13 protein-coding genes are annotated in these 12,572 nt (G+C 33.3%); 2 read left to right on the top strand and 11 right to left on the bottom strand.

Features of this window, described 5'->3' with window-relative positions; all coding sequences use genetic code 11:
* The first annotated feature begins 44 nt into the window (after positions 1-44).
* Together BLT80_RS00615 and BLT80_RS00610 are read left to right on the top strand one after the other, a co-directional pair.
* Complete coding sequence (locus BLT80_RS00615; protein ID WP_092465656.1) at positions 45-869, top strand: universal stress protein; 825 nt, start codon at positions 45-47, stop codon at positions 867-869.
* A gap of 35 nt (positions 870-904) precedes the next feature.
* Positions 905-1,354 (top strand): pyridoxamine 5'-phosphate oxidase family protein, encoded by a 450-nt coding sequence (locus BLT80_RS00610; protein ID WP_092465655.1) that lies wholly within the window; start codon positions 905-907, stop codon positions 1,352-1,354.
* A 103-nt stretch (positions 1,355-1,457) separates the two neighbouring features.
* Here BLT80_RS00610 and BLT80_RS00605 read toward each other — a convergent pair whose 3' ends face one another.
* The 11 genes from BLT80_RS00605 to BLT80_RS00555 form a co-directional block, all read right to left on the bottom strand.
* The gene (locus BLT80_RS00605) at positions 1,458-2,717 is read right to left on the bottom strand and encodes an alginate export family protein (RefSeq protein WP_092465654.1); all 1,260 of its coding nucleotides are present in this window, start codon (positions 2,715-2,717) and stop codon (positions 1,458-1,460) included.
* A 10-nt stretch (positions 2,718-2,727) separates the two neighbouring features.
* Complete coding sequence (locus BLT80_RS00600) at positions 2,728-3,330, bottom strand: SCO family protein (RefSeq protein ID WP_092466841.1); 603 nt, start codon at positions 3,328-3,330, stop codon at positions 2,728-2,730.
* A gap of 161 nt (positions 3,331-3,491) precedes the next feature.
* Positions 3,492-4,274 carry a formylglycine-generating enzyme family protein gene (locus BLT80_RS00595; protein WP_092466840.1) on the bottom strand — a complete coding sequence of 261 codons (783 nt, stop codon included), beginning with the start codon at positions 4,272-4,274 and terminating at the stop codon, positions 3,492-3,494.
* Positions 4,275-4,278: 4 nt separating this feature from the next.
* Positions 4,279-5,718 carry a copper-containing nitrite reductase gene (gene nirK / locus BLT80_RS00590; protein WP_092466839.1) on the bottom strand — a complete coding sequence of 480 codons (1,440 nt, stop codon included), beginning with the start codon at positions 5,716-5,718 and terminating at the stop codon, positions 4,279-4,281.
* Between the two features lie 185 nt (positions 5,719-5,903).
* Positions 5,904-7,904, bottom strand: a complete 2,001-nt coding sequence (locus BLT80_RS00585) for a TonB-dependent receptor plug domain-containing protein (protein WP_092465653.1) — start codon at positions 7,902-7,904, stop codon at positions 5,904-5,906.
* A gap of 137 nt (positions 7,905-8,041) precedes the next feature.
* Complete coding sequence (locus BLT80_RS00580; protein WP_092465652.1) at positions 8,042-8,887, bottom strand: hypothetical protein; 846 nt, start codon at positions 8,885-8,887, stop codon at positions 8,042-8,044.
* Between the two features lie 99 nt (positions 8,888-8,986).
* Positions 8,987-9,385 carry a hypothetical protein gene (locus tag BLT80_RS00575; RefSeq protein ID WP_092465651.1) on the bottom strand — a complete coding sequence of 133 codons (399 nt, stop codon included), beginning with the start codon at positions 9,383-9,385 and terminating at the stop codon, positions 8,987-8,989.
* 44 nt (positions 9,386-9,429) lie between these two features.
* Positions 9,430-9,855, bottom strand: a complete 426-nt coding sequence (locus BLT80_RS00570; protein WP_245710055.1) for a hypothetical protein — start codon at positions 9,853-9,855, stop codon at positions 9,430-9,432.
* Between the two features lie 2 nt (positions 9,856-9,857).
* Positions 9,858-10,640: an ABC transporter permease gene (locus BLT80_RS00565; protein ID WP_092465650.1), complete on the bottom strand. Its 783-nt coding sequence runs from the start codon at positions 10,638-10,640 to the stop codon at positions 9,858-9,860.
* A complete protein-coding gene (locus BLT80_RS00560) occupies positions 10,633-11,340 on the bottom strand; it encodes an ABC transporter ATP-binding protein (protein WP_092465649.1) in 708 nt (235 codons plus the stop codon). The genes BLT80_RS00565 and BLT80_RS00560 overlap by 8 nt, the downstream gene beginning before the upstream one ends.
* Complete coding sequence (locus tag BLT80_RS00555; protein WP_245710054.1) at positions 11,334-12,569, bottom strand: nitrous oxide reductase family maturation protein NosD; 1,236 nt, start codon at positions 12,567-12,569, stop codon at positions 11,334-11,336. Before BLT80_RS00555 ends, BLT80_RS00560 begins: the two co-directional genes overlap by 7 nt.
* Positions 12,570-12,572 lie beyond the last annotated feature (3 nt).

Below are 12,572 nucleotides of genomic sequence, written 5' to 3'. Positions count from 1 at the left end.
CGTTTTTATAAGTTTTTCTAATTTTAAGTATAAGTTCAATTATTATGAAAAAGATACTTTTACTTACCGATTTTTCTAAGAATGCGGAAAATGCTATGGCTTATGCTATGCGGTTTTTTGAATCTAGAAAATGTACATATTATGTCATGTACGTGCATAAAGTTGGAGGTTATGTAACCGACGATTTATTAATGTCTCCTAAAAATTCTATACACGATTCTATAACCGAAAAACCAAATAAAAAACTAAATGTTTTAATTGAAAAATTAAAAAATGAGAATAAAACTAAAGATTATCATTTTGAAATTATCATAGATTATGATGTGTTTACCGATGCTGTCAATCAAGTAGTAAATAAGTTTTCTATAGATTTTGTGGTCATAGGAAGTAATGGTGCGTCTAATATTAAGGAGGTTATTTTTGGCAGTAATACGATTAATGTCATTGAAAAGGTAAAATGTAAAACGCTAGTTATACCAAGTAATTATAAGTTTTTACCCGTTAAAGAATTTCTTGTATCCTTAAATAACCATTGTAAATTAAATAATAATTTGCGCGAAGACATTATGGATTTTATTGAGGATTTTGATCTGAAATTGCATGTGCTTAGAGTGACATCAGAAAAGGATACCTCTCAAATAGCTTTAGGAGATAAGGAACGCTTGTCGTTGTTAGAATCTAAGTATTTTCTCATTGAAGATGTACCCGTAGATTATGCTGTATCCAGTTACCTTCAAACTAACACTATAGATATAACGGCTTTTATTGCGCAAGATAAATCTTTATTAGAACGCTTGTTTAGTACCTCACCAAGTAAAGTCCTAAAGTCTAGAATGAAATTACCATTGTTAGTCTTACACAGTCATTAATTGCTAAATTTGAATATGTTTAAAGTCTGAATATCATGATAAAAACCTTAATTAAAGAAGAATGTAAACTATTATTGAGCCGAAACTATATTGGTCATTTGGCTTATGTTTATCAAGGCAAACCGTTTGTAGTGCCAATTACGTATTTTTATTCAGACGAGAGAATTATTTGTTATTCGGGTGAAGGGCATAAACTAAATGCTTTACGCCTGCATACGTCTGTAGCGTTTGAGGTTTCTGAAATAGAGTCTATTACCAATTGGAAATCTGTTGTTGCGCATGGAGAATTTATAGAACTAGAACGCAGCAGTGCCAAAGCCATGTTGCATGAATTTTCTTTAGGAGTTAAAGATGTTATTCTGAGGAAAGAATTACGTGATCTCGATTTTATAAGTGAGTTTTCTGCTAAAATTGATTCTGAAGAAACTCCAACAGTTTTTATTATTACTATTGAAGAGTTTACTGGGAAATTAAGACATAACTAACAGTAATTTCTGCCGTATTTATAAGTGTATCATATTCACGAATTTTAGTTAAAAAAAGACGTAAGATTATGGATGAAATAGCATCGTAATCTTACGTCTTCTTTTAATTCTTAAATGTGGTTTTGAACAGGCTAGGATTAACTGTTATCATTAGCCAAGCCCAATTGTTGCTGTTGTCTTTGTTACCACCTTTTAAAGCTTCCATAGTATCAGTGGCAAATAACTGAGAATAACCTGCTTGAAAATTGATGTCTTTGCTCCACTTATAACCTAAAACAAGATCTAATTCAGTACCTAAACCATTACTCATATCATTACCTGTATTATCAATTACGGTTGCAGCGGCTGAAAATAAATGGGGAGCCAATTTTACTGAAAGGTTATTTTTTACATAACTCAAATTGGCATTTATATCTAGTAGACCTACTGAATTCATATGATTGCTTACATAAAAATAATCCATTAGTCCATTGAACTTATGATTGGTTCCAAACCATGGATTAAAAGATTTTAAAGTATTCTCTGTGGTGTTCATGTCTGTGCCCGAAAGATACTCAACACCCAATCCTGCTTTAAATTGATCATTGATTTTATAATACGCATTGGCGGCAATATTAATAGCGCTTAGATCGGTGTCTGCTATTTTTCCGGTCTGAAAATAGAGGGAGGCATCAGCATTAAATTTATTGTTTTCAAAAGTAGCTCTGGTCCCTATAATTTGGTTATAATCTACATTCTGTTTATCATCTTCATCTTCATAAGTTAAGCCATTATTTAAGATTAAAAAACTCAAGCTTACGGCCTCTAATTTGGTGTGGTACCATAAATATTGAAATGCTTTATAATCATTAACGAGATACTCAGTTTCAAAAAGTGTTTCTGCATTTTCATTCATTGCTAACCCTAAGTCTATGCGGTTAGTGGAATTCGGTGTGTAGGTCATTACAAAAGCATCATGACTTCTTGCTTGTTGTGCCCAGCCTACATTTCCAAATATTCTGTGATCGTCATAGTTAAGTTCTTGTCTCCCTAATTTTAAAGAGAGTTGAGAATTTAATAATAGTTGAGCCCAGGCTTCATGTATAGTAATGCCGTTTTTATCGGAAGTTGATAGGGTCGCAACATCTCCCCAAACTCTTACATTTTGAAAAGCAATATAGGCATTAAGCTTTTCGCTTTTATAGCTTAAATTTAAGCGTGTGCGTTGCGATATAAATGTTGCTGCGTCTACGTTATCTGGACTAAGAGTTTTGTAGCCATGCCTGTATTCAAAACGTGGTCTTAGTTCTGTTGAAATTTCAAATTCTTGAGCATAGGACGTCATTACAACGCCTAAACATAGGATTGTTAATAGTGTTTTCATCTTAGTCGTTTTAATTGGTGAGCTGCAGAATGGTTTCTATAGTGTCTTTGTTATCTACTCCTAAACCTTCTTGTTGGTGTTCTAATTCTCCCTTGGCATTAAACACACTGATAATATTAGAATGTGAAAAATCTATTGGTGAAATTTCTTTATATTTTACAGAAAGTACATTTGCAAATTCACGAACACCACTTTCTGTACCTTGTAAAAAGGTCCACTGTTCTCCATCCATCGCGTTTTCAATAGCGAAGGCTTTTAATCGTTCTGGTGTGTCAGTGTCTGGGTCGATAGAGATTAATGCAAATTGAACATTCTTAATATTCTCAACAGGAATTTGAGCTTCAATATGTCGCATATCTGCAACCAATCTTGGACAAGCAGCTTTACAAGAGGTGTAAATTATAACCATAACCAATGTTTTTCCTTTAAGGTCTTCAAGTTGAATTTTATTCCCTTCTTCAGTATGCCATTCACTTGTTAGGTTGAAAATAGATTCTTCCGAAATTTCATCACTTTCTATGTCTTTTGAAGTGGTTTCTACTTGTTTTAAATCCATTTTACAAACAGGACAACTGCCAGCTTCATCATAAGTTTTGTCTCCTTCGCATTGCATTGGACATTGATACATAGCTAGTGCAGTTTCAGAATTTTTAGATGCATCCGATTTGCATGATGTAACAACCATTAGCAATACGAATGCTGAGGCTAATATTTTTAAATAGTTACTCACGTTATTTATATGGATTATGTGTTTGTGATTTTTCTTTGAAAAGTTCATTTGTTTTCTTTTTTAATATCCTGTACGCATCTAAATCCCAAGTTTTTCATAGAGTATTTAGCTTTTAAACTTCCTCTAATGGCGTAACGCATAAAAGCAGCATAATTCATTAAATCTGTAGCGTTGATTGCGGCACTTCCACAAAATAGATTACTATCCTTATCAACATCTTTTCTAGATTCTCCGGTGATTAATACCGAATTAAAATCTAAAGTCCACTCCCAAAGTAAACCGTGTAAATCGTAAACTCCCCAAGCATTTTTTGGTGTTTCACCAATACGGTTTTCTTTTGTTCTAGGGGCTTCATACCAGGCTAAAATTTGTGCATTATAAGATGGTTTTACACGTGCATCTTTAGTGGTTTCGTCTGCCATGGCAACATATTCCCATTCGTCAATTGTTGGTAAACGCTTATTTTGGCATTCGCAATAGGCCTTTGCCGCAAACCAAGACACATAGTTAACCGGACTGTTAGAATTAATAGAATCTTTGGGTTCTAAATCGGTTTTCCAATTGGATAAATAACTTTTATCTGCAAATAACTTTACGACTTTAGATTTTCTCCATTTTGGATTATCTTTTAGAAATTGCTTATAATCTTCAGTAGATACAGGATAGATATCTATATTGAAATCTTTGACTTCAACGACTGTAGAATCTCTTCCATATAAAGGAATATAGCGACTCCCTTCAATGAAAACCATGTCTTTAGTCTGCCCAATCATTAAAGATTGAACCATTAAACACAGTAATAACAAACTAAAGACTTTGGTTTTCATAATATTATTTCTTTTTAACGTCGTCAACCATCTTTTTGGTCACTACTTTTTTAGAATTCCCCCAACTGTTGTAAACATAAGTCAATACATTGGCAACATCGTCTGAAGAGATCATTTGCTTGGTCATAACGCTATTGTACTTCGCGCCATTTACAGTGATTTCGCCACTTAATCCATTGATAACAACTCCAATTGCTCTATCCACATCGGCATTTAAATAATCTGACTTTGCCAGAGGAGGAAACGCATTAGGAATGCCTTGCCCTTCTGCTTGGTGACAAGCAAAACAGGTTTGCATATAGATTTGTTTTCCAAACTCCATTTGTTCTTCGAAAGATTTTGCAGGAATTTCAGATTCTACGATCTCATTAGTGGTTGGCATGTTTTGTATTCCTGGTCCTTCAGGCAAATAAATACCTTCTCTAATCTCACCAGAATAGATTTTCTTTTGTTCTTCACCTTCAACTTTAAGCATACCTAAAGCACCTTTATTAAATGCTCTAAATATAGAGTGATCTACTAAAATAAATGTGCCAGGTACATCGACTTTAAATTCTACAATAGCAGCACCACCAGCAGGAATAAGTGTGGTTTGTACATTTTCATTAATTAAGTCACCACCTTCAACATGAACTTTATCAAATATTTCACCGATAACGTGGAAAGAAGAGACAAGATTTGGCCCACCATTTCCGACGTAAAGTCTAACGGTTTCGCCGACTTTTGCTGTTATGGCATTGTCACCAGTTAAGGCGCCAACGCTTCCATTAAATACAACGTAATCTGCGTTTTCGTCAACTGCTTTTTGCATGTCAAAAGGCTGTAAGCCACGTTCACCATTTTTACCTTTGGTATAAAAATCACCTTGCATAATGTAGTATTCTTTATCTACTTGTGGTAAACCTCCTTCTGGTTCAACGAGAATAAGGCCATACATTCCATTTGCAATATGCATGCCTACAGGTGCTGTTGCACAGTGGTAAACATAGAGTCCTGGGTTTAATGTTTTAAACGAAAATGTTTTTTCATGGCCTGGAGCTACAAAAGAAGATTCTGCTCCACCTCCTGGACCTGAAACAGCATGTAAATCTATATTGTGTGGTAGTTTATTATCTGGATGATTGGATAATGTAAATTCAACTTCATCACCAACACGTGTTCTAATAAAACTACCAGGTACAGAACCACCAAAGGTCCAATACACGTACTTTACTCCATCTGTTAATTCGCCTTCTTCTTCGAGAATTTCCATATTAACAATAAGCTTTTTTGCTTTTCGTCGTCCTACCGGTGTTGGTACATTTGGAGGTGAGGTTAATTCTGCAATCATTTCTCTACTTACCGGAATTTCTGCAGTATCAGAGTGTTGTTCTTTTTTTTCGTTGTCTCCACAACTTAACATGATTAAAGCTAAGCTAAGGATGATTGGTTTTAGTGTTTTCATTGGTTTACGTGGTTTAATTTTTGTCAAAAATAGCGGGATAAATAATTATTTAATATGACAAATATCATAAACAGGATAAAATTATCCTAATTATAATAAAATGATATTGAATTCTAAAGATGTAAAATCTAAGATAGTCATAACTTTTGTATAAAAATCACTTTTAGAGGTTTTTACAAGTTTAGCTACTGTAGGACAAATGAAAGGTTTAAGTAAAAATTGCGTCCGTGTCTCGGAAAGTTATTCCAATCTGCGTAGGTAGAATATTTAGTGTCTAATATGTTTTCAACACCATATTTTAAGACTGTTTTTCCGAGTTTGTTGTAAAATACATTCCCTAAATTAAGATTTAGAATCGCATAATCAGCAGTTTCATTTTCACCATACTTACGGCTGTAATTACTTTGGTTTCCGTTACCATCTAATTGCAATGCGGCATTAAATTTAGGTGTGTTGTAGTTGAATTCAGCAAAGTAAGAAAATGGTTTTATGAGAGGTAAATTTTCACCATCATTTCCTTTTCCGTAATTGTAACCAACAGTTCCGTTGATTGCAAAACGTTTCGATATTTTATAACTACTATTTACATAGGTATTAAAAATAGAGGCATGGTCCAAAGCTGTATAAACGCGTACACCATTAGCTCCAATAGTCATTGAGCTTACGTCTGGCGCAATCTCACCAATAATATAATCCATAATATGGAAGTAGGACGATTCTAAACCAATTTCAAAATCGTTGAATTTCTGTTTAAAACTAAAGTTAGCTTCTAAGGCTTTTTCGTCCTTTAAATTTGGGTTGCCTATATAATCGTAATTGTCAAAACTGTTGAATAAATAAAAACCATAACCTTCACTAACGGAAGGTGCGCGTTCACCATAACCTAAACCAACAGATAGATTATAATTCTCTTTTTTAAGTTGATATGTAGATGCTAAACTCACTAAAAATCTATTGTTTTGGTCATCTACAGTATCATGAAAAATTTGAAGACTTTGTACACCAACTTCTTTTGCTATTTTGTTATTGTGATAGCCTAATCGTATAGAAGATGCGAGTGTTTCATGTGCACTAAAATGAAAATCATCTTTAATAAAAATACCAGAATATAGTGTTCTAATATCTGGCCAAGTGTACATAAACATGTCTGGCTCGCCTGGATTGTTAGAAAACATGGTCATTTCTGCAAGTGATTTATTATAGAATCCATTAAGGTTAAGCGTGAAATGATGTTTGTTTTTCATCAGTTCGGCTTTACTGTAAAATCCATACGTATCACTCCAACCTGGCATGTCCATTCTAATAGCTACAACAGGTCGCTTTGTATCATCCATAATATGCGTTATGGTATTAAAATACAATTTGGTTTCTAAAGATTTTAAGGCTTTATCTTCAGGTTTGTAATAATGCGTTAGGGATGCAATTAAAGCTTCAGCTAAAGAAACATCCATTGGCAAAGCAGGATATCCTACATCTGTAGCTTTATCATAAATAACGTTGGCATCTATACTTTGAGTTTCTGAAAATTTGTAGCCCGTTTTTAATGAGATATTATACTTTTCGAATTGAGAATATAAGATTTCTTCATTGCCACCTGCATCATAATTATCAGATTTTCTATAAATACCATCTGCGCTAATAAAGAATTTATTGCCTGTGTATTCTAAATCTAGTCCTGTTGCTTTATAGTTGCCGTTAGTTTCATAACCTAAGTCTAATCCAGATTTAAAACCAGAACCATTAAATTTAGAGGATGGTAATTTTAAATCAATGCCACCACCAATTGAATGTCCGTTTTCTGTGCCTTCTTGACCAGAACCAATAGTTACTTTTTCGAGATTAGAAACATCAACATACGACGTTATGGGATCCATTTTATCTGTACAGGCACCAAAAATTTGCATACCATCGATAGTCACTACCAAACGCTCACTCGTCATGTTGTTAATGGTTGGTTCCCAAGCGTAATTACCACGTTTTATCATGGTTATTTTGTTAGATTTTTCAAGATAATCATCAATGCTAGACAGTGTTTTTTCTTGTCTGTGATTGCTTAATTTGCGTCTTGAAAGTACGAGGACTTCTTCTAATTTTGTGGTGTCTTTTTTTGTCTCTTTATTGTTATCTTGAGCAAATCCCAAAGAAGACAATAGCAGACATAGAATGACTGTTATTAGCGTTTTCATAGCTAAAAATTTTAGTGTTTAAAATAAAGGGGTAAAAGGTGTCATAGACGTTAGAGGCGAAACTGAAGAATCACAACCACTATTAAAGTTGGGATTCTTCACGTCGTGCCTCATTCTTAATGACAGTAAGGAATAAATTAAAATTCCAGTTCTAAATACAAGCTACTCGCTTCGTTTTCATCGGTAACGTCTTCGCCTTTTAAAACATCATCATCAGTATTCATTAACTTTAGGTTTAGTTTCCAGTAACCAGTCATTGTTAATGATAAATCGCCATAATAGAAATTATCAGCATTATTATAAGTTAAATCTGTATTGTTAGGTGATGTGTGATTTCCCATACCTGGCATACGTGGGTCTAAAGCGATAGTATAATCTTCTACAACAGGAAAAGTCATCATGTTTTCCATTTTAAACAAACCAACTTTCATTTCGTTTACAGCAATACTTGGGTCTTTTGGTTCAATTAACGCCAAGATATAATTGGTGCCATCGCTACCCATAAAAGTTGCTGTGTTTTGGTTTCCATATTGCATTACAGAGATAGTTTCAGTTAATGAATAATCTGTGCCATCTATAGTATAGTTTAAAGTTAATGACCAACCAGAACCATCTGTATTTATCATTTGGTAAATGATAAAACCTTCATAAACGGTGTCTTTTCCTATAGCTTTTGAAATTGTAGATTTAGGCGAAGAATGTTCCATAGTTGGCATTTGCATCATTGGCATCCAAGAGAGGGTAGCGTCTTCAATATAGCTATCTGTTGTATTGTCTTTAATTCTAAGACTAATCATATTATAGCCAGTTTCAAACAGACCTTTTTCGTTGTAAAGCTCAATAGTTTCGTTGCCATTAACAATGGTTTGAATAAGTTCTAATCCTTCAACTTCATTAACTATTGTTGTGTTATCGTCGTCGTCTGTTGAACATGAAAAGAATAACGCAATAAATGCGATTGGTAATACATATTTAAGTTTCATTTTAAAGTGTTTAAGTTATTTTTAAATGTAAGTATCCTGTTTGAAGCCGATTTGGTTTCAAAAAATAGAAGTTTGCTCTAAGTAGAGCTTCAAAAAAAATTAACTTAAATCTGGTGGAGGCGTATGGATAGAATAAAAGCCAGAAACAGGTTGTTTTATTCTGTAATATGGATTGTTTTGGAACCTTGATAATTGACTAAAATCAGCAATGGTATGGTTTGTAGTTTCATAAATAACAAAAACGTCTAAGTGCGTTCTGTCTGTTGTTGGTAATGGTGCATCTGAGCCAGAATCTGTGTTACTCTGTACGAGTTGCTTTGCTAAATGACATTTACCATTACAACCTTTTTGGTCGTCTTTTTGAATACAAAGCGTTTTAGCAATAAAATCTTGGTTCACAACAAAATCGGTTACAATAACCACGTTGTTAATATTGTTCGCTAATAAAACGAACGTTAAAAACAAGGCAATGGCTTTATATATAACCTTTAATATCATAATTCAAAATTCAGACAATTTTGTCTTTGATTAAATGATTTTTATCAGTTAATCTTAAAATATTCAAAATAAGTGGCTGTTAAGCGTTGCAAATTTGTCACTTTTTTCTCTAATTCTGAAGTGTTTTCTACATCTTTTATATCTGTAATTTCTTCTAGAATAGGAACAAGTACCACATGAAGCTGGTCGTGTGGTTCGCCTTCCATATCACAGCTTTTAATAATATAACTTGTTTGTTTTGAAAGTACATCACCTAAAATTTTTCCACTTGATGAAGTGTTGTTCTTTAAAATAGAATCAATACGCTTCATGCCAATATGAGTTTCTTCGTTGGCAATCCACTTTTGGTTATTGTTGAGTGTTAAACCTTCAAGTTGAATTGCTTGATGTTTGGTTGTGTTGTTTTTACATGAATAACAACTTAACAGTATCATTATAAGAATAACTGAATTTGATAGTAATCGTTTCATAATTAAAAATCTTTTTTCTTTGATTTGAATATAATGCGTAGCACAGGCATCACAACCCAAACAGTAAGCATCACAAAAGATACAATTAAGCCAAAACTTGTTCCAAAAAATTGTTTGAAAACCGCACCTGTATATCCTAATAAGGCCGAAATGTCTAATTTTAAAAGGATAAGTGTTCGCGATAAATCTATAGGATTTAACATCGTGCCAATAAGCGATACTTTATCTAATGGATAATCTTCAAAGAAAATTAATGTCATTAAAAAGAGGCCATCATAAATAACAGCCAAGAACAACCAAAGTAAGATGGCATAACCAAAGCCTTTAATTTTATTCTCATTAGATAAGGCAATATTAAACGCTAATGCTGTAAAAATTAAAGTTAAAAATGTACCTGTGATTAGTAATAGTGAAAAATCCCAAATGGCACTGCTTTCAAACAAGCCATAGAACACAAAAGGAATACCTAATCCTAAAATTAAACTCATAGATAATGACAAGGCAACACCTAAATATTGTCCTAAGAATATGGACGACCGTTTAATAGGTTGTGCTAAAAGTAATTCTGTAAATTCTTGTGAATTATAATAATACATCACACCAAAAATAGTGCCTATTAATGGTACTAAAACGATGATGACGTTCATTAAGGTAATAACGGCTTTTGATAAATCATTATTCAAAAACAACAAGACAACACCTAATAATAAATAGAAGGCAAAATACACGTAACTCCAGCGACTACGCATAAGGTCGTAAAAACTATATTTTAATATCTTAAGCATGGTTATCGGTTAATATAGACGCAATCGCATGTTCAAAATCGGGTTGATTGGTCTTGGTTTTTAATTTTTGAATGGTGCCTTTAAAGTAAATTTTGCCTTCAAGGATAAATACAATTTCATCTGAAATTTCTTCAACAAAGCTCATTATGTGTGAGGTGATGAGAATGGTTTTTCCTTTGGCTTTTTCGGCTTTAATTAAATCTTTTAATCGAATTAGTGAAATTGGATCTAAACCTGTAGTCGGTTCGTCTAGAATAACCAATGGACTATCGAACATAAAGGTTAAAACGAGATTTACTTTTTGTTTGGTTCCTCCAGAAAGGTTTCCCAATTTTTTGTCTAAAAAGGGTTTCAATTTAAAAAGATCAATTAAGCGTTCGTCTTCATTGGTTGGTTTACGTAAATCCTTAATCATTTTGATTAATTCTTTAACACGAAGGTTACTCGGAAAGTTAGCTATTTGGGGTAAGTAGTCGATTTTATGTCTGTATTCGGAATTCTTTTTAATGTTTTCGCCAAGCACAGTGATAGTGCCTTTATCAGGAATCACCATACCCAAAACCGATTTTATCAAAGTGGTTTTACCAGAGCCATTTGGACCTAGTACGGCGAAAATACCGCCTTCGCTTATCGATAAATCAACACCACTTAGGACTTGATTCTTTCCGAATTTTTTATGTAGATTTTCAATCGTTACCATGTTAGTTTTTTTATTAGTGGGTTGTTGTCCAATAAATCATCTGGTGTAAAAACAGGTGATACTTTTTCAGAAAAATCAATAATATCTATAAACATACTTCGTAGTAAAATGATGGTTTCTGGCGTACGATTTACGATGTAAGAAAATAGTTTTACGGGGCGGTAGGGGATATCTCCAATGCCATTTTTATCTAAGTCGTAACCTGTGTAGCTGCTCCAGTAATTTTTGTCGAATTCATTGTCATTAACTTTGCTATTGTAGGCAATGTCAAAGGAATTATACAAAAAGTTGTTTTCTGTAAAGATGTTGGTATAGCAGGCGCCTTTAACTTTAATCGCCCAGCCATTATTTTTAAAGGTATTGTGCGTATAATTAATACGGTTAGACCCTTCTACATTAATACCAATAGTGTTGTCTTCAAAGGTGTTGCCTTTAATTTCGGCATCGTTAATTTCCTTCAGCAATAAGCCATAAGACGCGGTTCCCCAATTTTCTTTAAAACTATTATTAAACATTTTTATACGTCTTGAAAACATCACAGCAACACCAGCCCCATTGTTTTCAAAGGTATTGTCTTCGTATAAATCGTCATTAGAAAACATAAAGTGTAAGCCGTAACGCACGTTTAATGTGCTGACGTTGTTCTTAATAGTGCAAAAATCAGAAAACTCTAAATAAATACCGTCTCTAACATGCTGCACAAAATTATGTTCAATCAGTACGTTTTTACTGTACCAAAGTTGAATGCCGTTTCCTGAATTATATTCCTCTACAGCTTCACCAATTATTTTGTTGTGAAAGACTTTACCATCTCTTGATTTTTCGATATAAATTCCGAAAAATAACTTTTCTAAAACCAAATTTTGAATCAAGAAATTTTTACTGTTTTTAACACGGATGGCTGCGTAATCTGCGGTATAGCTATTACCAACATTAATGATGAATAAACCATCTACAGTAACATTATCTGAAATAATTGTAATGATTTCGCCTTTTAATTCACCATCAATAATTGGATAATTTTCACCAATGATGGTCAAGGGTTTATCAACGATAACATTATGTTCCTTATACGTGCCTTTTTTAACGACAATGGTATCAAAATCCTTTGCCTGTGAGATTCCATCGCTTAATGTTGAAATAGGGCAGGTTTTGCAAACTTCAACGGTTTGGGCACAAGTAAATTGAGTCATTAAAATGACGGCTAATAAAGCTAAAATATGTTTCATGTT

Origin of the sequence: Winogradskyella thalassocola (assembly GCF_900099995.1) — a bacterium.
GTDB lineage: Bacteria > Bacteroidota > Bacteroidia > Flavobacteriales > Flavobacteriaceae > Winogradskyella > Winogradskyella thalassocola.
Note: the sequence above shows the minus strand (reverse complement) of the source record. Positions and strands in the feature narration are given on the sequence as shown.